This window comes from [Muricauda] lutisoli (nom. illeg.), from assembly GCF_017313105.1.
GTDB lineage: Bacteria > Bacteroidota > Bacteroidia > Flavobacteriales > Flavobacteriaceae > Flagellimonas > Flagellimonas lutisoli.
The window spans coordinates 832,983-854,845 of the sequence record NZ_JAFLND010000001.1; the positions used below are offsets into that span (position 1 = coordinate 832,983).

A 21,863-nucleotide genomic window follows, 5' to 3' on the forward strand; every position below is an offset into this window, starting at 1 on the left:
TTATTCTTTTTAAATTGCGTTATGCACATCCATACATAACGACATAGATTTGTCACTGAAAGAAAAAATATATCTGGATTATAACGCAACTACTCCTGTCGACCCCAAGGTGGTACAGGCTATGCTCCCATATTTTACCGAAAATTTTGGTAACGCCAGTAGTGACCATTCTTTTGGTTGGTACGCTGATGATGCTGTGGAAACGGCGCGCAGTCAGGTAGCAAAGCTGGTAAATTGTAGACCTGTGGAAATAACTTTTACCTCGGGGGCAACGGAAGCTGCTAACCTAGTCTTGTTTGGATTTTGTAAAAAGAACAGGAGCAAGGGAAATCATATTGTTTCTTGTAAAACAGAGCACAAAGCGGTCCTGGATACATTGGAAGCGTTGGAGTCCGATGGTTTTGAAGTCACTTATTTGGATATAAATGGGCAAGGAAACATTGATTTGAATGAGTTGGAGGATTCGATAAGGCCATCGACCATATTGGTGTGTTTGATGCTTGCCAATAACGAGACAGGTCTTATACACCCTATAGAAAAGCTAACCGAAATCGCACATTCCAAAAATGTTCCCTTTATGTCGGACATTACACAGGCCGTGGGGAAAATTCCAGTTGATTTACGGCATTTAGGAATTGATATGGCTGTTTTTTCTTCACACAAGCTATATGGTCCCAAAGGTGTTGGTGCACTTTATTTAAATAAAAGGAACCATATTTCTATCGATAAACATCTTTTTGGTGGAAACCAAGAAAAAGGAGTACGACCAGGTACCTTGAATGTTCCCGGGATTGTTGGCTTAGGAGAATCATGTGAAATTGCCCAGCAAAGCTTGGAGGAAAACCATCAAAACTTTAAGGTTTTGCAAAATCATTTGGAGCAAGGGCTTTCAACCATGGAAGGAGCAACCATCAATTGCCAAAATCAAAATCGTTTGCCCAATACCACAAATGTTTCCTTCAAAAGTGTGGATGGAACTAAATTATTACGCCATTTGAACAGGTTGGCTTTATCCCGTGGTTCTGCATGTACTGCCAATCAAGTGAATCCATCCCATGTATTAAAAGCAATGGGGATTACAGATGAGGTGGCCCTTGCCAGTTTACGGATCAGCACCGGACGATATACCACTTTGGAAGACATTGAAAAAACCGTGACGGAAATTAAAAAAGCAGTCGACCAACTAAAAACCAGTACCGTATGAGGGAATTGGATGTCATTATAGAGCAATATCAAGAGCTGAGATCACGCAGTATCCGCTGTATTTTGGCCACCGTTGTGCACGTTGAAGGTTCCTCATACCGTAGAGCGGGCGCACGAATGTTGGTGGATGAGTACGGAAACATAACGGGAGCTATCAGTGGAGGATGTTTGGAGGGCGATGCGCTCAGAAAAGCACTTTTTGCCTTGGACAGACAAGAAAATAAATTGGTAACGTACGACACCAGCGATGAGGATGATGCGGTAATCGGGGCTCAGTTGGGCTGCAATGGAATAATTCAAGTGCTTTTTGAACCCATAGCTTATGGAGATGTAAATAATCCCTGCGAACTTTTGAAAATCGTTGCCGAGCAGGAGGTTCCCATGGCCATTTCCGTTGTTTTTAATCTGGATAAAACCAAGCAACAGCTTGGGACCAGTGTGGTTGTGGATGAAAATCAGACTGTTTTTGGAAAAAAGCTCCCCGATGATTTGCACAAAGTTTTGCTTTTTAAAGGTAGGGAGGTCATCAACGAAAGCGCTTCTTGCTTTGCAGAGCTATCAACTGAATGGAAAACCCATTTTGTTTTTATTCAGATACATCAACCACCTGTCAAGTTGGTTTTGGTAGGAGCAGGGAACGATGCCCAAATCTTGGCGCAGCAGGCCGAATTGTTGGGCTGGAAAGTTACCGTGACCGATGGTCGACCTACCCATGCCAACAAAGAACGTTTTGTTGGCTCTTGCCAGGTGATTGTGGCCAAACCAGAGGAAACGCTCAAGAATATCAACCTAGATAATCGAACCTGTTTTGTGCTGATGAGCCACAATTATAACTATGATCTATCGGTACTCAAGCTACTGCTAGGGAATTCTGAGTCACCCTACATCGGAATACTTGGACCATTGAATAAATATGACCGTATGCTCAACGAGTTAGCGGATGAAGGCATCGAAGTGTCGAAAGAAGATTTGGCCAAGATTCACGCACCTGTTGGATTGGAAATCGGGGCGGAGACACCCGCTGAAATCGGATTGTCCATTTTGGCAGAAATCCAAAGTGTATTGACCAACAAAGGGGCTCGACCGTTAAAACAGAAAACCGAGCCGATTCACGATATAAAAGAAAATCAATTTCAAAAAATATCCATGTGAGTGCAGAAGAAAACATAGCAGTAGTTGTTTTGGCAGCAGGAGGCTCCACTCGTTTGGGACGACCAAAGCAGTTGTTGGAATTCAGGGGAAAAACGCTTTTGGACCATACAGTTGACAAAGTGGATATGCTGGGGTTCCAGACCAAGATTTTGGTGCTGGGCGCAAAGCGGGAAGAAATTTTGGATAAGATTGATTCAAACGGCTTTAAAGTGGTCATTAATACCGATTGGGAGCAAGGAATGGCATCCAGTATCAAAGTTGGACTACAAGCTGCTTTGGCAGAAGAAGCCGGGTTGGACCATGTACTCTTCTTGGTATCCGACCAACCTTTTTTGGAGCGCGCTAATTTGATCAAGCTAGTCCACACGCAATTGATCAACAACCCAAAAGCAACGTATTCCCAATACGGGGGTAATATTGGGGTGCCAGCCATTTTTGGTAAGGCGGCATTTCCATTGTTGTTGCAATTGGAAGGAGACGAAGGCGCCAAGAAATTGACTCGCTTGGAGGATTTTAATTATTGTACGGAAACATTTAAAAAAGGTGGTTTTGATGTGGATACCGAAGAAGATGTGCAGCAACTAAAGCAAATGGATCTATGAAAGTGACCGTTAAATATTTTGGTTTGGTGGCCGAAGCTGCCGAAAAGTCGGAAGAGGTTTTGGAACTCAAGGGAGCACTTACGGCTTCCGAACTAAAAGCACAATGCCTGAACGGCTTGGCCATAGCGGACAAAGACTCCGTGCAGATAGCCGTAAATCAAAATTTGGACGATGAAACAACTATTAGCGATGGGGACGAAGTAGCCCTGTTGCCACCATTCGCTGGAGGATGAGCAGATACAATCGACAAATAAAACTCACAGAAGTTGGCCCAGAAGGCCAAGAAAAGCTTCACAATGCCAAGATATTGATTGTCGGTGTTGGAGGATTGGGCTGTCCTGCTGCTATGTATTTGTCGGGCACCGGAGTCGGCAAAATTGGTTTGATGGACCATGATAAGGTCGATGTGTCCAACCTGCACAGGCAAGTTTTGTTTCAAGAATCGGATGTGGGAAAATCAAAGGCCGTTGTTGCCAAGGAAAGGTTGGAAAAACAGAACAGTGATGTGCAGTTTGAGGTGTACAAAGAGCCTTTGACCATTGAAAATGCACAGAAAATCATTCAGGAATACGACGTTATATTGGATGGCACGGATAATTTTGAGACAAAATACCTCATCAATGATGCTTGCATACTTGCTGATAAACCTTGGGTTTTTGCCTCCATTTATAAAAATGAAGGACAATTGTCGGTCTTCAATTATGAGGATGGGCCCACCTACCGTTGTGTGTTTCCGAAAAGCACTCGGCAGAATATCAGTTGTGAAGCTACCGGGGTTTTAGGTGTGCTACCGGGCATATTGGGAACATTGCAGGCTGCAGAAGTCCTGAAAATTATTCTAGGGGCGGGCAAAGTGCTATCCGGTAAGCTAAAGCTTATCAATATGATGCAGGCCAGCGAGCAGACCATCAAAATAAACAAGCGTCCAGAGGAGGTCGAAAAAATAAAAAAAGAGGGAATAGCCCCTGTTTATATAGATTGCGATCTAAAAAATAAAGAACAGTGGTACCTCGATGTACGCGAAGTGTTCGAACAGCCAAAACCAAAAGGGAAAAAAGTACTGAGCATTCCTTTGGGCGATCTCACATCACGACACCAGGAGATACCGAACAATCAAGAAGTTTTTGTGTTCTGCCAGTCTGGAAAGCGAAGCAAAAACGCCATAGAAATCCTTAAGAATGAATTTGGCTTCCACAACTTGAAAAATGTGGAAGGCGGTATAGAAACAATAATTGATGGATAAGAAGAAACCAAAAAAAGTATTTGTACAAGGAGCGATTCCTCCCGAAAAAATAGCCAACTCGGTGGCCAACCACCAAAGCAAGACAAATATTGGCGCACACAGTATTTTTTTGGGACAGATAAGGGCCGACGAGGTGGAAGGCAAAACCGTGACAGCCATCGATTATACAGCGTATGAGGAAATGGCTGAAAAAGTGTTCCACGAAATACGTGAGGCCACTTTTGCCAAGTTCGACATTACCTGTGCCCATATTTATCACAGTTTGGGCAAAGTGAAGGTGGGGGAGCTCTGCTTGTTTGTATTCACATCATCAGCACATCGAAAGATAGCTATAGAGGCCACCAACTATTTTGTGGAAGAAATAAAGGCGAAAGTACCCGTATTCGGCAAAGAGATTTTTGAGGACGAAACCCATCAATGGAAAGTAAACAAGTAAATGGTAGATATTACACATAAAGTAACCACCTTGCGCGAAGCCACCGCGGAAGCCATCGTAAAAACGAGCGGTCAGGCAACTATTGATGCCATACAAAACAATGAGGTCCCCAAAGGGAATGTGTTTGAGATGGCCAAGGCGGCAGGCTTGTTGGGCGTAAAGAAAACACCGGACCTGTTACCCGACTGTCATCCACTTCCCATTGAGTATACAGGAATCGATTATGAAATCAATGGTTTGGAAATCATCATTTCAATGACGGTAAAGACCATTTACAAAACAGGGGTAGAGGTGGAGGCAATGCACGGGGCCAGTGTTGTGGCCCTCACCATGTACGATATGCTAAAGCCGATCGACAAAAATGTGGAAATCGGCACCATTCGCCTTAAATCGAAAAAAGGAGGGAAATCTTCGTACAAAATCCGTTCGGAAGGGCTGATTGCCGATGTTATTGTCTGTTCCGACACCATTTCCAATGGAAAAGGGGAGGACAGGGCAGGAGAGGCTATCATGGAGAAATTGAAGGCTTTGGGAGTGAAATCCCAAAAAAGCATTATTCCCGATGAAGCTGAGGAAATCACTAAAAAGCTGGAAAGCACTTCCGCAAACCTTGTGATTTTTACGGGAGGCACGGGTGTGGGGCCACGAGATGTCACCCCACAGACTTTAGAGCCATTACTGGACATTAAACTAAAAGGAGTAGAAGAACAAATGCGAAGCTACGGGCAAAATCGAATGCCGTATGCGATGTTTTCGCGTTCCATCGCGGGCATTAAGGACGGCAAACTCATTTTGGCGCTGCCAGGGTCCACCAAAGGAGCAGCGGAATCAATGGATGCGATTTTCCCCCATGTGCTCCATGCATTTAAAGTGATAGAAGGAAAAAGACATGATTGATACAAAACCACAAATAATAGACAATTTCGGTAGGCCACATACCTATCTCAGGATTTCATTGACAGACCGATGTAACCTGCGGTGCTTTTATTGTATGCCCGAAGAAGGTATTGAGTTGATGGAAAAGCCGAGCATCATGACCTTGGAAGAAATCATCGAAATGACAAGGAGATTCCGTGATTTGGGAGTGGATACTGTGCGGTTGACGGGTGGCGAGCCCTTGGTTCGTAAGAATTTCGGCTATTTGGTCGAGGAGCTGGCCAAGTTGGGCGTAACCCTAAAATTGACCACCAACGGAATAGTACTCGACAAATACCTGGACCTTTTTGACAAAATTGGACTGCGCAAGATCAATTTTAGTCTGGATACACTGGACAAAGCTAAATCCGTGTTCATTACCAAGCGTGATTATTACGAGCGTATTATGCGAAACCTGAACATGGCCTTGGATATGGACATGGACATTAAACTCAACATTGTACTGATAAAAGGTGTGAACGATAAGGAAATCAATGATTTTATCGCATTGACCAAGGATAAAAAGATAACGCCCAAATTCATTGAGTTTATGCCCTTTAAAGGCAATAAATGGGACTGGAGCAAGGGAGTATCCAAAGAAGAAATCTTAAAGACCGTTGGCGACAAGTTTGGTGAAATCGAGACCTTACAAAATCCACGACACAGTACCTCCACCAATTTTAGGGTGAAGGGCCACAAGGGCAGTTTTGGCATTGTGAGTACGATTACAAATCCGTTTTGTGATGAATGCAACCGTATTCGTTTAACCGCTGATGGTAAAATGAAAAATTGTTTGTTCGCAACTTCCGAAACCGATTTGTTGACACCGCTACGTAATGGAGAACAAATTGAAAACACCATTTTGGAGGCCATAAAATCCAAAAAGCATTCCCGTGATGGCATGGACGTGAAAATGGACGCCGACCATTACGAGCAAAACCGTTCAATGATTTCAATAGGAGGCTAATGGTTACGATTGAAGAAGCACTTCGTATTATTAAAGACCAAAAAATCAATTTAAAAAGTGAACCTAAACCTCTTGAAGAGGCACTTGGTCATGCACTTGCAACAAATACGGTATCTCCCTTTGATGTTCCAGAGTTTGACAATTCAGCGATGGACGGTTATGCCCTTTGCGGACTTTATCAGGAATACCGATTGGTGGGGGAGGTGGCCGCTGGCGATTCCAAAGACGTTTCTTTGAAAGATGGGGAAGCGGTTCGAATTTTTACAGGCGCAAAGGTGCCCAAGAACACGATGGCCGTGATGATGCAGGAGAAAACCTCCGTTAAAGAAAGCACGCTTTTTCTTGATGAAATGCCCAAAGCTGGGCAGAACATTCGAAGAAAAGGAGGGCAATTGACCGAAGGGCAGGCAGTATTTGAAAAAGGCCATATACTAAACCCACCTTCCTTGGCTTTGATGGGCAGTTTGGGATTGTCGCAATTGGAAGTTTTTTCCAAACCACTGATCAACATTATCACTACAGGAAATGAACTTGTAAAACCAGGCGACCCCAAATCTGTGGGACAGATATACGAATCCAACAGCTACGCAATTTCGGGAGCGCTCCAACAATTCGGGTTCCAGCACCATCAAAAAACACAAATAAAGGATGATTTTGAGGCTACAAAAGCGGGTATTAAAAGTGCATTGGAATCCTGCGATGTGTTGATCATCTCAGGTGGAATATCGGTAGGCGATTATGATTTTGTAAAACAGTCCCTCGAAGAAAATGGGGTCAATGAGTTGTTTTACAAGGTGTTTCAAAAGCCTGGAAAACCACTCTACTTTGGTCGAAAGGACAATCAGTTTGTGTTTGCGCTCCCTGGTAACCCGGCATCTTCATTAACCTGTTTTTATGTGTATGTACTTCCCTTGCTTCAGAAACTATCAGGGTATGGGAACTATGGTCTGCCCACCTATCAATTCCCCATAAAACATGCATATGAAAACCGTTTTGGACGTCCATCGTTTTTAAAAGCCGCTGTTGTTGATGGAAAAGTGGAAGTTTTGGACGGCCAAGGTTCTTCCATGATTCAATCTATGGCAAAGGGGAATGCACTTGCCTTTGTAAATGAAGGCGAAGTATTGAACGAGGGCGATTTGGTGAAGTGCAAATTAATAGCCTAAGGAATGAGCGTTGAATATTTGCCCATAGTCTTCTTTTTGATCGCATTGTTTTATAGCTCGGTCGGATTTGGGGGCGGGTCCAGTTATTTGGCAATCTTAAGCCTTTTCCTGACCGATTTTTACGAAATCCGTTCCACCGCACTTATTTTGAACATTTGTGTGGTAACCATTGGAACCATTGTATTTATCAGGAACCGGGTGTTTGATATGAAATTGTTCTGGCCCTTTTTGGTGATGAGCATTCCGTTTGCCTATTTAGGAGCTCAAATTCGCTTATCACAAACCGTGTTCTTTCTGGTATTGGGAAGTGCCTTAGTGATGGCAGGGGTTTTTATGCTGCTTCGCTTTGCAAAGAAAAAACTGGACTCCAAACAATTTTCCAACCCTAAAAAGTTACTGTTGGGAGGCAGTATCGGCTTGCTTTCAGGTATTTCTGGGATAGGTGGTGGTATTTTTCTATCACCCGTGCTTAACCTTTTAAAATGGGCAAACCCAAGAGTGGTGGCCTCTTTGGCCTCCGTATTTATTTTGGTGAATTCCATTTCGGGTTTAATTGGGCTCAATGTGGCGGGAACTTTCAAACTAAATAATGAATTGATGCTACAATTAGTGGTTGCCGTGGTTATTGGTGGAAGTATTGGTTCTTATTTGTCCAATAAAAAGTTCAACCTTAAGTTTTTGGGTGTGCTTACCAGTATTTTGGTGCTTTACGTGGGATTACGTTTGATTTTGCTGCACGGTTTCGGAATTAAGATTTAGATCAAGCCCAATATTTCATCCTTATGTTGCTCTAGGGTTTCATTTATGTTATCATTCATTTTTTGGAAGGTGCTGAGTACTTTTTTACCGGTCTCCGTTAATTCGGCCCCACCTCCCTTGGTACCGCCTTTATGCAGTTCCACATAAGGTTTTTGGCCGCGTTGGTTCATATCTTCAACCATTGCCCATGCCTTCCGGTAAGACATCCCCATTTCCTTGGCAGCTTTGGATAAAGAACCGTTTTTCTCAATCATTAACAACAGTTGTGCACGTCCAGGGCCAAAAAACTTTTTCCCGTCGATATCGATCCAGCATCTTGTCCGTAATTCCTTTTTACTTTCCATTACAGTTCAATTTAAGCATATAATTTTGAAAAGACGGCACGGAGTTTTGCCTTATAGTATGCCATCATTTCTTCTTGGCAAGTAGCAACAGGCCCTTTTTTACGGCCTCACTGTAATTATCATATGCTCCCCGATCGTATTTTTTCAAAGCGTTCAAAATATCCGGGATGTACTTAAAACTACGTTTGTTAATATAATTGTATCGGAGACGCTCTGCACGTTCCAGATTTCCCATTTTTTCCGCAATGATGATTTCACCTGCTCTAACGAAATGTTCGTAAAGGCATGCCTTCCAGGTATTGTAGCCTTGATTGGCCATTACTGACTTTATTGCTGTAAATAGGTGCTCCGATTTATTGAACAATTCGTTTGGTTGATCGGCAACCACGGGGTTTACAAAGGAGTGACCGTACTCATGGATGGTGAGTTCGGAAAGTTTGTCCAGATTGGCAAAGCCCATATCCAAGTTTTCGGGATTCTCAAAGTGTTGAAAGTCGACGGCCCCGAACACACTGTAGATCACATCGTCACTTTTTATTCCAAATCCCATTCCCTTTGGTATGGTCAAACTTGGTATCAAACGGTAGGAATCGAATTCGTTTTTATAGAATTCCTCCATTGCGGTGATAAAACCGTTATCGGATAAGGTCGTCAAAATCTCTTTTTTTGCCTGTACGTAATACGGTTTGGCATTTTCCATGTAGGAGTCAAGATCAATCTCTTGGGCAAAACCGTTCATTCCCTCAAGAAATATCTGTGCATTCTTTAAGGCTTCTTCTGGATTTTTATCCTTTGAAAAATTGAGGTAGTACCCCACATCCAATGAATCGTTGATTTTCGCGTTCGGCACATCATCCAATTGTAGTAAAAATGCGGTCAAGTAGTCGAGCCACAAGTGGTCTGCCACCGAGAAAGCCTTGAGTAAATTATCACTGTTCTGATAGGGCTCAAATTGCTGGTATATTTCAAAACCATAAGTATGCCATTCCTTTTTGGGTATGGTCTTGCCATCGACCTCCACGGTTTTATTCTCAATATCGATACCTTCAAACCCGATGAAGTAACCGATTCCCAATAATTCTATGTTCTTTTTCAGTTCAATATCCAGTTTGGAAGACCTGGTCGGACCAATTTGGGCACTTGTTATAATTGGCAATAAGAATGTAAATAGGATTGAAATTCGTTTCATTTTGTTTTTTTGGACAAAGCAATATTGATTTTTGGTCATTATCGCCTTTTTGGGTGTTTCCGGACGTCCGGAAACATGTTTCCGCACCTATTTGTTGTTAAGGTAGTCCGAGGGGTTTTTACCGGTTTGGGCCTTAAAGGACTGGTTAAAGGTGGATTTGGAATTAAAGCCCACATCCATGGCGATCCCCAGAAGGCTTTTATGGCTCTGCTGTGGATTCTGTATACGTTCAATGGCCTCCTTTACTCTAAACTGGTTCACAAAATGCCTAAAACTTGTTTTGTGGTGCGTGTTGATCAGTTCTGAAAGATATCTTTCGGGAAGGTCCAATTGCTCTGCGACTTGCGCCAAGGTCAGCTTTTGCTTCAGGAAAACCTTTTCTTTTTCGAACAAATACCTTAATCGTTCCAACTCCCTTGAATCATCCAGGTTTGGATAGTTGTTTTTTCTTTTTTGAAACTTGATGATTTCGGGGACATCAAAAAATCGGGGCTGAAAATAACCGAGGTAGCCCATGGCAAAGATGAACAGCAGCAGAAGCGTTTTTATAATATTGAACACTTCCATTTGGAAAAAGGATTGCAATGCCCAGAGCAAGGTCAAAAAAAGGAATACAGCAAAGAAGATGTAGAGCTTGGTGAGCGACTGTAACCCCATCTTTGAACGATAGTTTTTGAATTGAGCCGTCAATTGTAACAAAACGAAGCCGAAATATGCTAGAACCACGACCATTCCGATCAAAGGGAGTATTTCCGTCAGAAAAAACCAGAGTTGATTTTCGATCAAATGATAATCTGTGCCTAAAAGTCTGTTGGAATAAAATACAAAACCGGCCAACGCAATTTCAACACAGGCAGGAACAAAATATAGGATATCTTTTCTTCGGAACCGGAAGGAGTCTTTCGTATTGGCCCTCACAAAAAAGAGAAGTGCCGCCGGTAATATCAAATAAGACCCAAGAATCCAAAAAGGGAGCATATGTGGTGTGCTATGGTAACCAATGCCCGTTGCCCAAGCGTTTAAAATTTCCAGCGTAAAAACTAGAATGATCAGCCCCAAAAAAAAGGTTGACCATCTTCTTTTTAAAATGGTGGACAATAGGGCAAGACTTAAAAGAATCCCCTGACCCGAAATCAATAAAAGAACGATTTGTTCAAAATTCTTCAATACGGAACTTTTTTGGTAACAACTGAATTTTGTTTAGAATACGGCAAAATACAGAATTTGGGACGATTACCGATTTTTGAAATTACTGGTAATTTATACATTAGTGGACAACAGGACAAACAAATGGTTGTCACAATCTGTACATTGAACAAAGTGTTATATGTACGATCACTAAAATCAGATTGGATACCCAAATGGCCTTTTATACCCAGTATTGTAATCTTGTTCACAAAAAAATAAAAATGTTATTTCGCACTTTTAGCATCTTCAAAAAGTCGAGTTAAGGCCGATGTATGATGTCCACTTAAAGTTAGAGCCGGTTCTTTAAACAGTTTTAACCTTGATTAAACCCGCCATTTTATTTATTTTTTAGGAATCAACCAAAAAGACTGGACATTTACAGACCATTTCCACAATGCACTTATGGGTTCATATTAAGCACTCAGAAAATCAATCATATGGATTTATTTGAGAAGGAAATAATAAACCGATCGTGCATGCAAAAGGAAACTTTTAAAGTTTAAATGTCCAGTCATCCTGAAATATGAAAAGAACAACCTTAATTTTAAGTCTTTGCAGTTTGGTTTTACTAACCTGTAATACCAAAAACAAAGAAATTGATTCCAGTGTAGATAATTCAAATCATGTAAGCAAGGATTTTGAGGATATAAAAGAAGATGGGAAATTAAGAGCGCTTCTTGCCTACAGCAGTACAAGCTATTTCTTGTACAAAGGGAGGCCCATGGGTTACGAATATGAATTGTTGGAAAGACTCGCGGAACATTTTGATCTTGAGTTGGAAATCACAGTTTCAGAAGACTTGAATTCCTTACTATCAGAGTTGAACAAAGGCACGGTGGATATAGTTGCTTATGGTTTGGCCATAACTACCGAACGCAAAAAAAAGGCTGCATTTACAGATTACCTATATCTGACCAATCAAGTGCTTGTGCAGCGAAAGCCATCAAACTGGAGAAAATTAACCTTGGATAATATCAAAAAGAGATTGGTGCAGGACCCTGTTCAGTTAATAAACGACACGGTATCGGTCAGGTTTAGCTCTTCATACTTCGACCGTTTGCAAAATCTTTCCAAGGAAATTGGGGGACCTATTGTTATAGATACCCTGAAAGGAAAATTAGCTACAGCAGAGATTATAAAAATGGTTGCGGATAAGGAAATTAAATACACCTTGGCCGATAAAAATCTGGCTCAAATCAATGCATCCTACTTTCCAATTTTAGATGTGTCGGTACCCGTTAGTTTTTCTCAGCGAATAGCCTGGGCGGTAAATAAAAACTCCAAGGAATTTTTGGCCAAGATCAATAAATGGATTGAAAGCGAGAAGAAAAAAAACGACTATTATGTGATTTATAATAAATACTTTAAAAACAAACGAAACTTTAATCGTCGTATAAAAAGTGAATTTTATAGCCTTACCAACCATCAAGTAAGTAAGTATGATAGTATAATTAAAAAGAATGCCAAAAAACTGGGATGGGATTGGAGACTTTTGGCTTCATTGGTATATCAAGAATCGCGGTTCGATCAAGAAGCCAACTCTTGGACAGGAGCAGAAGGTCTAATGCAACTTATGCCAAACACAGCTGAGGAATTAGGTGTGGAAAACAGCTTGGATCCGGTAGACAATATAAATGCAGGGTCTAAATACTTAAAAAGTATTTACGAAAACTTTCAGGAGATTACGGATACCGTTCAGCGCATAAAATTTACGATGGGTGCTTATAACAGCGGTTACTACCACATTAAAGATGCTCGAAAACTTGCGACATTGAATAAATTAGACCCAAATGTTTGGGATGGGAGTGTCAATGAAATGCTTTTGGAGCTTTCTTATCCCAAAAACTATAATCACCCTTCAATTAACTATGGCTATGTGAATGGAATTGAACCCTATAATTATGTGAACCAAATTTTTGAAAGGTATGAGCATTATGTGAATGTTATTAAGGAGTAGCCGAATGACCATAATTTTTCAATTTGTTTTTTTGGAAGAAACGGAGTATAACCACGCCGAAGAATCGAATTGAAAACCGAGATTAAAGTTGATTAGGAGTTTGTTTTTGATGTATCATGAAGTATCGATTTACAAAAACTTTCAACCGAACAAAGCAAACGTGAAAATGTGAAGTTAGTTGATAAGAGGGCCGGTAATTACCGGCCCTCTATCTTCATTTGTATTTAAGACCTTGGAGGTAAATTCCTGATGTTTTGATCAAGGTCCTGCACATCAACTCCAAAGTCTGCAATACAAGAATCATCGTACTTACTGCAACTGGCTAGTCGCAGAGGCAACTAAGGCCAGTTCAACTGAGTAAATACGGGTCCTTTTAATGGATTAAATATTTGTTGTTGCACAATTAATCGTCCAACAGATCTATGTGCGCCTTAATGGCGTTTCGGATGCTTTGTGCCAATTCGTTGTTTCCGTCGGGGTCCGATGGACTGATTTCAATGGTGCCATCTCCATTTCCATCGGTAGCCTGTGATAGGTCCACGCCTGTGGTAGCGTCAAATATCATACTCAGATCAAAATCTATAACAATGCCCCCGGGGGTCGAGGAAATAGCGATATCGAAGGTCGGATCTTCAAAATCCACTTCGACCTCATCCTCAAAATTGTGCCAAAATATAAATGGAGTGTCCTGAACGGTACCCTGGATCAGTACCGATTTGCCAAAAAGATCACTGGTGGCATCTGTACTTTCATCAAACTTGAACTCCAATTCCTCAAAATTTCCCATGGGCATGGTCACGTTGATAAAACTGATTTGACCCGCCATGAGGTCTAGTTCAAAAGGCCCGGCCAGTTCAATTTCATCCTCGAAATCGTAATAGCCATCGTCATCCCATAGATCATCATCGGAATCTTGTAGGTCATCACCTGAATCTTCTAGGTCAAGCTCCAATTCAAATTCCTTAAGGTTCATTCGAAAATCAGTGACAACAACATCACTGTTGACCGTTTTGGAAGTAGCAGACTTTCCGGAAGCATTTGTAAAGGTGGTTTTAGCACTTACACTCAGCTTACCTGTGTTTTCGGGTATTTCATCCTTGGAACAACTGAAAAGTCCCATAAAAGAAAGCAATAATACAAAGGCTAAGGATTTTTGTGTAGATACATTAAAATTTTTCATGTTAAATAATTTGGGGTTTACCTATAAACAACTTGTTCTGAATAAACCCTACCGGAATGAAAAAAAATTATTGATAATGTAATAGTTGGCACGAGAGATGTGATTTTTTTGACGGAGTATGAAGAGAAAGAAGGGGGAGTTAAATTCTAAGCGGCTTCGTAATTTCAATAACGCATTTGATAAATGTCAATAGCATTAATGGTTGAAAAACAGAGTCAACTAAACGATTTGTAAATCTGAATCAGTATAAAATTGGAAGTTCTGTCAAGTAGACTGGCACCCAAAAAACAAAAGCCCCTAAAAAAGGGGCTTTTCACGTAATTAAGCGGAGGAAGAGGGTCTTCTTTAAATTGAAAAAACCACTGTTTTTAGGGGTTATGAAGGGTGGGTAATTTGTACTGACACCGAAAGGGACACCTTTTTAACAATAATTTAACGATTGTACACCTATAGGATACCAAATGGCCACAATAAGATTTAAAATAAATTAAAGAGCTTCAGAAGGACAAAATTTCAAATTGAACAATGCCAGGTAACGCAATCAAAATTTTAAAGAGACCATCTATTTAACTAAGATATGAAAATCGCTCAATGACATTTCCATTTAATTAACCATACTTTCCTGGCAGGCAAGCGGCCACCGGTTCGAATCCGGTATTCTCCACTAGGATTTATAGGGCTTCAAGAGTTTTTAACTTTTGAAGCTTTTTTTATTTGCACGCAATTTGCACGTAAACTCAGGTCAAATTTGTTTTTTGATTATTTGTTGCAAATTGGACTATTTCGATGTTTTTTCACATATTTCAGAGTAATTTGAAAAAGTTATATACCCATAAGATACCTTTAATCTTCTTTTCCTTTTATCAACCAGATTCCCGGCCATAGTAACTTTTGCCAACCAATCCTAACCGTTATTGTACAGATATCCGAATTCTAAAAAAAATGACTTCACAACTATTAGGGCACGATTCACAACAAAAACAGTTGATTTTATATCATCAGGGTAGGGAATTCGTAAGTATGATTGTTTAACCTATGGAAACTATCAAACAACAATTCTTAATTGATCAATAGTAAAGTATGAAAACCTCAAATCTATTTAAATCCTTAATAGCCGGAGTAATGGTCCTTACCGTCATTGCCTGTAGCAAAGATGATGACCCTTTTGCGAGTGTAACGGTCAATGGAACAACATTAAGAACAAGCCCTTCCGACTTTACCGTTGGTGACCGGTCGGATTTCAATGGTGACATCAATGCAAGTTTTACCGGCAACGGTGGTTCTACCACCCGTATATTCAGCTGGAACAACAACCTCAGTACAGCGGATTATAATGCCGATATCACTGCGACCACGGAAGGTACCTTCAATATGGTGGTAACAGATGCAGATGGAAATATCGTGTTGAATAGATCATTGAACGGTGCGATTGAGCCCGATTCTTTCTCTGGAGTAACCGACGCAGGCACTTCCGGAATATGGACCGTAACGATTACAGTAGAATCTTTTAGTGGTGATGGCAGTTTTTCTTTGAGCGAAGGAAACTAGTCAATTCTCCTACTTGTAAATACATAAAAGCACCTCATAAACGGGGTGCTTTTTTTTGAAGTAAAGTGAACAGGTTTAAAAAGCTAACCCTTTTCGAGACAGTATTCCAGAGCTACCTGAATGTTTTCATCCAATAATCAATCGTTTATTGGTGCCCAAAATTTTATATCTGTTTATTTCAATTGTTGATAACTCAATATCCTTGTATTCTAAGAAAATTCGATTGATGTCATTTGATTTGATTTAGAACAAAATTTTATTTGCCATTTTTCATTTGGTTTGATATGAACTGATATGATGTAAGTGTTTGCACATCAATTTTTTGTGGATAAAATTCAATCTATAAACCTTACTTTCCCTCCGACCTCTTTTATCTTTATCCAAAGAATTCTTCAAAGGAAAACAAAAGCGCTTTTGTTCATTTCTAATCGTTAAAAGAAACAAAATGGACAATTTTTTGATACTCGAACGGCTCGACCGTTTGGAACGACTTATGATAGCCAATAAAGAAGTACTGACCTTTGATGAGACCTGTGATTACACAGGCATATCAAGAAGTTATCTGTACAAGCTTACTGCTGCGGGGCAAATCCCGCACTCCAAGCCCAATGGAAAACTTATTTTCTTCGAAAGAAAAAATTTGGTGCGTTGGCTGCTCCAAAACGAACGAAAGCCTTTACCTGAAAACGATACGATTGGAGACAAAATGCTCTAGTCTGATTCATCATTAAAATTTGTCGATTCACCAAAAGTGGCTAGAATCACAAAATTTCAAAAACGACCAATATGAAAACCATTCCATATATTAGGGTGGGCACGTCTTTCTATAAAATCGTAAAGTACCCTACCATTTCAGGACATTTCAATGAGCAGCTGGTCCCTTGGAACGAGCATATCATCAAGCAGGACCATGGCAAGGACTATCTGGGCACGGTGCCCAAATATGATGGGTTCGCCTGTATTCCCTGCCATGTCGATTTCAAGAAGGAACACCATGGTTTCTACAATACCTATTCCCCTTTGGCGCACGAACCGAAAGAGGGAAGCATTAAAAAGACACAGGCTTTTTTGAAGCATATTTTCGGAAACCAGCTGGAATTGGGGCTGGACTATCTAAAACTTCTGTACCAAAGACCGGTGCAGGTGCTCCCCATCCTCTGCCTGGTCTCCACCGAAAGGAACACAGGAAAGAGTACTTTTCTCAAATGGCTCAAGGAAATCTTTGGGAACAACCTGACGTACCTGACCAATGACAGCTTTGCAAGCCAGTTCAATGCGGACTGGGCCAACAAGCTGCTGATATGCGTTGACGAGGTACTGTTCAACAAAGAGGAGCTTACCGAGCGCATCAAATATTTGAGCACGACAAATCGGAACAAACTGGAGGCCAAGGGAAAGGACAAACGAGAAGTGGAATTCTTTGGCAAGTTCATCCTCTGCAGTAACAACGAGGACAGTTTTATCAAGATCGATACCCATGAGACCCGGTTCTGGGTGAGGAAGATTCCATCGCTTAAGAAAGAGGACACTGATTTCTTGGATCAATTGGCCCAAGAAGTTCCCGCTTTTTTGCATTTCCTTTCAAAAAGGGAATACAGCACCAAGCAAAGAACACGGATGTGGTTCACTGCTAAACAGGTATACACAACTGCGCTAAAGAAACTGGTGAACAATAATCGGAACCGGGTGGAGAAGGAACTGGCCAGCCTACTGCTCAGTGCCATGGAAAAGTTCGAGATGGACTCGGTGGACCTTTGTCCCATTGATGCCCTTCACATGCTCAACCGCACGCGGGTCAAGACTGACCTGACCCAATTGAGGCGGTTGCTGAAAAATGATTGGAAACTGGACAACCAGCCCAATTCAAACAAGTACCTAAAAATCACCATTTGGAACAACGGTGAGATCAACACCGAGGACGCCAAGGGAAGGTACTTTACCATAAAAAAGAATTTTTTGGCCCAAAATTTTGATGATTTGATGACAGATTGATATAAGCCCAGTGTTTATAAAGGTTCAGGCTGTCATCACTTTGTCATCATTCTGTCATCAAAATAAAAAATGATGACAGGTACCATGAAGAAAAAAACAAAAGTGATGAAACGATGACAAAATGATGACGGGTAAACAACCAGTATTTACAGGGTCTCCCAGAGGTTTGTCATCAAATCATCAAAAATCGACTAAAAACAGAACCATGAAAGAAAAAAGAATGGACTGCGAAAAAGCCCGCAACATTGACATCGTTTCCACGCTTGCCAATTTGGGGCACTTTCCAGTCCGGAAAACGGAAAAAGAAGCTTGGTTCCTCAGCCCGTTCCGGAGCGAGACCCAAGCCTCTTTCAAGGTATCATTGAAGAGAAACTATTGGATAGACTTCGGGACCTTCGAAGGGGGCAGTACCATAGACCTGGTGATGAAAATGGAGAACTGTTCCGTAAGGGAGGCATTGGAACGATTGTCCGGGAACATGGACCATTTTTCTTTTCACCGGCGGCCGAATCCAACCAAAACAGAACACCGGTCCAATCCGATTGAAACCATCCAGGAAGAGGAAATCGAACACCGGGCCCTGCAAAACTATCTGAGCTCCAGAAAGATCTCGATCACAACAGCCAGAAAACTTTGCAAGGAGATACATTATCGAATAGGTGAGCGGACATACTTCGGCATCGGGCTACAGAACAGGTCTGGAGGCTGGGAACTGCGGAACAGCTATTGGAAAGGGTCCACATCACCAAAGGATGTTTCATTGATCAAGAACGATTCCAAAAACTTGACCATTACCGAGGGCATGTTCGATATGCTCACCCTATTGGAGCTGAAGCCGGATATCGTAAACAGCCATGACCTTCTGGTATTGAACACCACGGCCTTTGCAAAACGAATGATAAAAGAAGTAGGGGAATATGAAAATGTGGAGCTGTTTCTTGATAGGGACAAAACGGGAATGGGGATGACGGAACTTTTATTGGAAAAGTGCCCGAACAGTAGGGATATGTCCTCTCTCTATGAAGGATTCAAGGATATCAACGAATGGAAGGTAAAAAGCGCTAAGGATGAAGTTCGGCAACGAATTCAAGATGTGTCATTGTCATGACAAATCTTGCTTTTGCTCCCGAAGGTCGCAAAAGATGATGTGAAAATGAAGAAAGAGTTCGTCCAGTTCCGCTGCTCGGTCTACGAGAAGAAGCTGCTGAAGGTAAAGGCCCGGAAAAGCGGTCTTTCCATCAGCGAGTACTGCCGCCGTGCCGCCTTCGATGACCGGATCGTGGAGCGGATGACGGACAAACAGATAGAGGCGTATAAGCTATTGGTCAAATACCAACGAAATTTTAGGCTGATCACCAATATGTTCCGGAAGCGGAACCCCAGGTTGGCCGAGGAAACGGCGCAGCTGGCCAAAGAGATAAGACAACACCTTTTAAATTTCAAGAAATGATAGGCATGGGGAAATCCATATCGCACACCGCAGCTTCCATGAGCTACGGTATGAACGAGGAGAAGGAATCGGAGATCATCCACAGTCAATATCTGGCGGGGGAGACTCCAAGAGAGATCACCGAGGAGTTCAAGGTCATCCAAGAACAGAACGAACTGTGCCGTAAGAACACGCTCAGCTTTGTGCTCAGTCCCACCATCGAGGACGGCAGGAAACTCGAAAGCGAACGGCTCAAGGAAATGACCGAACGGTTCCTTAAGGAAATGAGGTTGAAGGAACGACAGGCTGTGGCCTTTGTACACAGGGATAAGGAACACGTACATGTCCACCTGTATGTGAACCGGATAAACTTTCAGGGCAAGGCCTATAACGACAGCTTTATCGGGAAGCGGAGCCAACAAGTAGCGGAGCGGGTGGCCAAACAAATGGACCTGACCACGGTAAGGGAGGTACAGCAGGAAAAACTCTACCGGATGCAACATGTCCGCTCTGAAATACAAAAGATCCATGAAAAGGTCATGGCCAGGGAACGGCCAAGGGACTTTGACCAGTACATCAAATCGATGGAGCAGAACAATGTAAAGGTCATTCCCAGCATCAATAAGCAGAACCAATTGCAGGGCTTCCGTTTTGAGTACAAGGGAACCAACCTAAAAGGAAGCGAGGTGCACCGGTCCATGTCCATGGGCAGGATCGCCCGTCAAATGAACTTTGAAAGAAATATGGCACAGCGGATTGCCAAGGAAAGGAGCATGCAGCTTTTGGGCAGGACAGTCAATGTAACAACGAGTTTGACCCAGACCATCATAAAGAAAACCATAAAATTGGCCATAAAAGTGGTCAGGGACAGTGGAATAGGAATCTAAACACAACATCATGGCAAAACTGGATGAAATAGCGGAACTGTTGACAGAGGAGATCAACGGATTTGAAAAGAGTATCGGCCGATTGGAAAAGGTTCATGAGGATTTCAAAAACTTTCCATTAAGGCCAGATACCAGCGAATTAAATGCTCTTCTAAAAGAGTATGGCAACAACCAAAATAACAACATTAAGGAACAACAAAGACTGATGGAAAGGATTCTTCATAAAGTAGAGCGGTCCGTTCTTTTGCCCAGTTGGGCCATAAAACTTACTTGGGGGTTGTTGGTCACGGTCCTGTTGGTCCTTGGTTTTTCAATCTATCAGGTATCAAGGATTTCCAAGAAAGAAGAGGCAGCATTCATCAAAGGTCAGGATGATGCCATTGAACACTACGGGACATTCCTTGACGATAGCCCAGAGGCAAAGGAACTCTATCAAAAATGGCTGGAAGATAATAACAAAAAGTAGGACAGCGCCCTATCCTATTTTTGCTACACGCTATTCTTTCCGAACCGCTACAAAAATAGGACGGGACCCTTGCGCGAAGTTCATGGTAAGTATTCTATGGACTTTCCAAATTAAATTGGATAATTTTTGGGCATTATTTTTCCCTATCAATACACCCCGTCCATTTGCGGGGGGCGATATTGAAGGAAAAAATAATAGTTAGGAGGCGTGTTTGTACACATTGACATACGGTGTTCCCCGATGAACGACGGCGAATGCCCGTGAGACGAGCTTGTTGCGGACGATGTTCACAGTGCTCATCTTGTTCTTTCCGGACGCGACCCTTTGTTCATAATAGCCTTTTATTTTCGCATCGTGCCTTATCGATGACAGTGCACACATATTCAACAGGCTCTTGATGCTCTTGTTGGCCATCTGGCTCACCCTGGACTTTCCCCTGATGCTGCTGCCCGATTGGTGCGGGTAAGGTGCTATCCCACAATATGCCGCGAACTGTCTGGCACTCTTAAACTTGGTGAACCCCTCGGTGTACACCAACAGGAGCATGGCCGCCTGTTTCCCGATGCACTTGATGCTCAGCAAGAGGGAGAAGATGCGGTCAAGTTCACTGTCCGATTTGATATTGGCCTCCATTTCGAGATCCAGGGCATCGATATGTACGGTCAGCTCCCTTATCATCTTTTCCTGGACCTTGAACAACAGTTTGAAGTCCTTTCGTCCAAGTACCTTTTTCTGTTCCTTGACACTTGCCTTGTAGCCCGCCCGTTGCCTTATGAGCCTTTCCCTTAGGGAGAGCAGTTTTTTCAATGTCCTGATGGTCCTTGAGGGGGACTTTGACAATGTGACCTCGTCCCTGAGCCTGTACCCATAAAGTGCAATTCTGGCAGCATCTATCCTGTCATCCTTTCCACGGACTATCCCGAGCGATCTCTTGATCTCAAGCCCGGACAGTATGGAATAAGGTATCCCTTCCTTGGAAAGGTGCTCCGAGAGCTTTTCCGAGTACAGTCCCGTGTGCTCAAAGATGAACAGTATATGTTCTTTGGAGTGCGGGCTGTTGGCGTAAGCCCATTTGACAAGTTTGGCAAACCCTTTTTCCGAGTTCTCAAAGACAGTACTTTGCCTGTTGGAGTGGATGTGGGCATCCAATGTCAATTTGCTGACATCGATGCCGATGGTCTCTTTGATTTCCATAACTTTATGATGTTTTAAAATGGTTACGTTGACTAAAACCTTTAAC

Annotated in this window: 23 protein-coding genes; 18 read left to right on the forward strand and 5 right to left on the reverse strand. The window is 42.2% G+C overall.

Features of this window, described 5'->3' with window-relative positions:
- The first annotated feature begins 49 nt into the window (after window positions 1-49).
- Genes J0X13_RS03955 through J0X13_RS04000 form a run of 10 tightly spaced genes read left to right on the forward strand, consistent with a single transcriptional unit; the run spans window position 50 to window position 8,443 of the window.
- A complete protein-coding gene (locus tag J0X13_RS03955; RefSeq protein ID WP_207070149.1) occupies window positions 50-1,204 on the forward strand; it encodes a cysteine desulfurase family protein in 1,155 nt (384 codons plus the stop codon).
- Window positions 1,201-2,355, forward strand: coding sequence for an XdhC family protein (locus tag J0X13_RS03960; protein ID WP_207070150.1), 1,155 nt, complete (start codon window positions 1,201-1,203; stop codon window positions 2,353-2,355). The genes J0X13_RS03955 and J0X13_RS03960 overlap by 4 nt, the downstream gene beginning before the upstream one ends.
- Window positions 2,352-2,957, forward strand: a complete 606-nt coding sequence (locus J0X13_RS03965) for a nucleotidyltransferase family protein (protein ID WP_207070151.1) — start codon at window positions 2,352-2,354, stop codon at window positions 2,955-2,957. Before J0X13_RS03960 ends, J0X13_RS03965 begins: the two co-directional genes overlap by 4 nt.
- On the forward strand, window positions 2,954-3,190 hold the full coding sequence (locus J0X13_RS03970) for a MoaD/ThiS family protein (RefSeq protein WP_207070152.1): 237 nt from the start codon (window positions 2,954-2,956) through the stop codon (window positions 3,188-3,190). Before J0X13_RS03965 ends, J0X13_RS03970 begins: the two co-directional genes overlap by 4 nt.
- Window positions 3,187-4,200, forward strand: coding sequence for a HesA/MoeB/ThiF family protein (locus J0X13_RS03975; RefSeq protein ID WP_207070153.1), 1,014 nt, complete (start codon window positions 3,187-3,189; stop codon window positions 4,198-4,200). Before J0X13_RS03970 ends, J0X13_RS03975 begins: the two co-directional genes overlap by 4 nt.
- On the forward strand, window positions 4,193-4,636 hold the full coding sequence (locus J0X13_RS03980) for a molybdenum cofactor biosynthesis protein MoaE (RefSeq protein ID WP_207070154.1): 444 nt from the start codon (window positions 4,193-4,195) through the stop codon (window positions 4,634-4,636). Before J0X13_RS03975 ends, J0X13_RS03980 begins: the two co-directional genes overlap by 8 nt.
- Window positions 4,637-5,533 (forward strand): bifunctional molybdenum cofactor biosynthesis protein MoaC/MoaB, encoded by an 897-nt coding sequence (gene moaCB / locus J0X13_RS03985; protein WP_207070155.1) that lies wholly within the window; start codon window positions 4,637-4,639, stop codon window positions 5,531-5,533.
- Window positions 5,526-6,518: a GTP 3',8-cyclase MoaA gene (gene moaA, locus J0X13_RS03990; RefSeq protein WP_207070156.1), complete on the forward strand. Its 993-nt coding sequence runs from the start codon at window positions 5,526-5,528 to the stop codon at window positions 6,516-6,518. Before moaCB ends, moaA begins: the two co-directional genes overlap by 8 nt.
- Entirely contained in the window at window positions 6,518-7,684 is a 1,167-nt protein-coding gene (locus J0X13_RS03995) for a molybdopterin molybdotransferase MoeA (protein WP_207070157.1), read from the forward strand. The genes moaA and J0X13_RS03995 overlap by 1 nt, the downstream gene beginning before the upstream one ends.
- 3 nt (window positions 7,685-7,687) lie before the next feature.
- Complete coding sequence (locus J0X13_RS04000; protein WP_207070158.1) at window positions 7,688-8,443, forward strand: sulfite exporter TauE/SafE family protein; 756 nt, start codon at window positions 7,688-7,690, stop codon at window positions 8,441-8,443.
- On the opposite strand, the gene J0X13_RS04005 is transcribed toward J0X13_RS04000, so the two are convergent.
- The 3 genes from J0X13_RS04005 to J0X13_RS04015 all read right to left on the reverse strand — a co-directional run bounded on the left by J0X13_RS04005 (window position 8,440) and on the right by J0X13_RS04015 (window position 11,143).
- Window positions 8,440-8,787: a winged helix-turn-helix domain-containing protein gene (locus J0X13_RS04005; protein WP_207070159.1), complete on the reverse strand. Its 348-nt coding sequence runs from the start codon at window positions 8,785-8,787 to the stop codon at window positions 8,440-8,442. The two genes, J0X13_RS04000 and J0X13_RS04005, sit on opposite strands and share 4 nt — an antisense overlap.
- Before the next feature lie 64 nt (window positions 8,788-8,851).
- Window positions 8,852-9,976, reverse strand: a complete 1,125-nt coding sequence (locus J0X13_RS04010; RefSeq protein ID WP_207070160.1) for a DUF4932 domain-containing protein — start codon at window positions 9,974-9,976, stop codon at window positions 8,852-8,854.
- Between the two features lie 87 nt (window positions 9,977-10,063).
- The gene (locus J0X13_RS04015) at window positions 10,064-11,143 is read right to left on the reverse strand and encodes a helix-turn-helix domain-containing protein (protein WP_207070161.1); all 1,080 of its coding nucleotides are present in this window, start codon (window positions 11,141-11,143) and stop codon (window positions 10,064-10,066) included.
- A gap of 544 nt (window positions 11,144-11,687) precedes the next feature.
- On the opposite strand from J0X13_RS04015, the gene J0X13_RS04020 reads away from it, so the two are divergent.
- A complete protein-coding gene (locus J0X13_RS04020) occupies window positions 11,688-13,121 on the forward strand; it encodes an MltF family protein (protein WP_207070162.1) in 1,434 nt (477 codons plus the stop codon).
- Window positions 13,122-13,524: 403 nt separating this feature from the next.
- On the opposite strand, the gene J0X13_RS04025 is transcribed toward J0X13_RS04020, so the two are convergent.
- On the reverse strand, window positions 13,525-14,301 hold the full coding sequence (locus tag J0X13_RS04025; protein ID WP_207070163.1) for a hypothetical protein: 777 nt from the start codon (window positions 14,299-14,301) through the stop codon (window positions 13,525-13,527).
- A gap of 1,080 nt (window positions 14,302-15,381) precedes the next feature.
- On the opposite strand from J0X13_RS04025, the gene J0X13_RS04030 reads away from it, so the two are divergent.
- The 7 genes from J0X13_RS04030 to J0X13_RS04060 all read left to right on the forward strand — a co-directional run bounded on the left by J0X13_RS04030 (window position 15,382) and on the right by J0X13_RS04060 (window position 20,623).
- The gene (locus J0X13_RS04030; RefSeq protein ID WP_207070164.1) at window positions 15,382-15,849 is read left to right on the forward strand and encodes a hypothetical protein; all 468 of its coding nucleotides are present in this window, start codon (window positions 15,382-15,384) and stop codon (window positions 15,847-15,849) included.
- A 445-nt stretch (window positions 15,850-16,294) separates the two neighbouring features.
- Window positions 16,295-16,564: a helix-turn-helix domain-containing protein gene (locus J0X13_RS04035; RefSeq protein ID WP_207070165.1), complete on the forward strand. Its 270-nt coding sequence runs from the start codon at window positions 16,295-16,297 to the stop codon at window positions 16,562-16,564.
- A 71-nt stretch (window positions 16,565-16,635) separates the two neighbouring features.
- Complete coding sequence (locus tag J0X13_RS04040) at window positions 16,636-17,841, forward strand: primase-helicase family protein (protein WP_207070166.1); 1,206 nt, start codon at window positions 16,636-16,638, stop codon at window positions 17,839-17,841.
- 205 nt (window positions 17,842-18,046) lie between these two features.
- Window positions 18,047-18,949 carry a DUF8464 domain-containing protein gene (locus J0X13_RS04045; RefSeq protein ID WP_207070167.1) on the forward strand — a complete coding sequence of 301 codons (903 nt, stop codon included), beginning with the start codon at window positions 18,047-18,049 and terminating at the stop codon, window positions 18,947-18,949.
- A gap of 45 nt (window positions 18,950-18,994) precedes the next feature.
- On the forward strand, window positions 18,995-19,291 hold the full coding sequence (mbpA, locus tag J0X13_RS04050; protein WP_207070168.1) for a mobilization protein MbpA: 297 nt from the start codon (window positions 18,995-18,997) through the stop codon (window positions 19,289-19,291).
- A gap of 5 nt (window positions 19,292-19,296) precedes the next feature.
- Window positions 19,297-20,157: a relaxase/mobilization nuclease domain-containing protein gene (locus tag J0X13_RS04055; protein WP_242535610.1), complete on the forward strand. Its 861-nt coding sequence runs from the start codon at window positions 19,297-19,299 to the stop codon at window positions 20,155-20,157.
- Window positions 20,158-20,167: 10 nt separating this feature from the next.
- The gene (locus J0X13_RS04060; RefSeq protein ID WP_207070170.1) at window positions 20,168-20,623 is read left to right on the forward strand and encodes a DUF6730 family protein; all 456 of its coding nucleotides are present in this window, start codon (window positions 20,168-20,170) and stop codon (window positions 20,621-20,623) included.
- 198 nt (window positions 20,624-20,821) lie between these two features.
- On the opposite strand, the gene J0X13_RS04065 is transcribed toward J0X13_RS04060, so the two are convergent.
- Window positions 20,822-21,817: an IS110 family RNA-guided transposase gene (locus J0X13_RS04065; RefSeq protein ID WP_207070171.1), complete on the reverse strand. Its 996-nt coding sequence runs from the start codon at window positions 21,815-21,817 to the stop codon at window positions 20,822-20,824.
- Between the last annotated feature and the right edge of the window lie 46 nt (window positions 21,818-21,863).

Bases quoted from the DNA above. Each gene is read 5' to 3' on its own strand.
- J0X13_RS03975 (WP_207070153.1), top strand. From the start codon at position 3,187: ATGAGCAGATACAATCGACAAATAAAACTCACAGAAGTTGGCCCAGAA.
- J0X13_RS04045 (WP_207070167.1), top strand. From the start codon at position 18,047: ATGAAAGAAAAAAGAATGGACTGCGAAAAAGCCCGCAACATTGACATC.
- J0X13_RS04035 (WP_207070165.1), top strand. From the start codon at position 16,295: ATGGACAATTTTTTGATACTCGAACGGCTCGACCGTTTGGAACGACTT.
- J0X13_RS04010 (WP_207070160.1), bottom strand. From the start codon at position 9,976: ATGAAACGAATTTCAATCCTATTTACATTCTTATTGCCAATTATAACA.
- J0X13_RS04020 (WP_207070162.1), top strand. From the start codon at position 11,688: ATGAAAAGAACAACCTTAATTTTAAGTCTTTGCAGTTTGGTTTTACTA.
- mbpA (WP_207070168.1), top strand. From the start codon at position 18,995: ATGAAGAAAGAGTTCGTCCAGTTCCGCTGCTCGGTCTACGAGAAGAAG.
- J0X13_RS03960 (WP_207070150.1), top strand. From the start codon at position 1,201: ATGAGGGAATTGGATGTCATTATAGAGCAATATCAAGAGCTGAGATCA.
- moaCB (WP_207070155.1), top strand. From the start codon at position 4,637: ATGGTAGATATTACACATAAAGTAACCACCTTGCGCGAAGCCACCGCG.
- J0X13_RS04025 (WP_207070163.1), bottom strand. From the start codon at position 14,301: ATGAAAAATTTTAATGTATCTACACAAAAATCCTTAGCCTTTGTATTA.
- J0X13_RS04005 (WP_207070159.1), bottom strand. From the start codon at position 8,787: ATGGAAAGTAAAAAGGAATTACGGACAAGATGCTGGATCGATATCGAC.
- J0X13_RS04065 (WP_207070171.1), bottom strand. From the start codon at position 21,817: ATGGAAATCAAAGAGACCATCGGCATCGATGTCAGCAAATTGACATTG.
- J0X13_RS04030 (WP_207070164.1), top strand. From the start codon at position 15,382: ATGAAAACCTCAAATCTATTTAAATCCTTAATAGCCGGAGTAATGGTC.
- moaA (WP_207070156.1), top strand. From the start codon at position 5,526: ATGATTGATACAAAACCACAAATAATAGACAATTTCGGTAGGCCACAT.
- J0X13_RS04055 (WP_242535610.1), top strand. From the start codon at position 19,297: ATGGGGAAATCCATATCGCACACCGCAGCTTCCATGAGCTACGGTATG.
- J0X13_RS04060 (WP_207070170.1), top strand. From the start codon at position 20,168: ATGGCAAAACTGGATGAAATAGCGGAACTGTTGACAGAGGAGATCAAC.
- J0X13_RS04040 (WP_207070166.1), top strand. From the start codon at position 16,636: ATGAAAACCATTCCATATATTAGGGTGGGCACGTCTTTCTATAAAATC.
- J0X13_RS03995 (WP_207070157.1), top strand. From the start codon at position 6,518: ATGGTTACGATTGAAGAAGCACTTCGTATTATTAAAGACCAAAAAATC.
- J0X13_RS03970 (WP_207070152.1), top strand. From the start codon at position 2,954: ATGAAAGTGACCGTTAAATATTTTGGTTTGGTGGCCGAAGCTGCCGAA.
- J0X13_RS04000 (WP_207070158.1), top strand. From the start codon at position 7,688: ATGAGCGTTGAATATTTGCCCATAGTCTTCTTTTTGATCGCATTGTTT.
- J0X13_RS03980 (WP_207070154.1), top strand. From the start codon at position 4,193: ATGGATAAGAAGAAACCAAAAAAAGTATTTGTACAAGGAGCGATTCCT.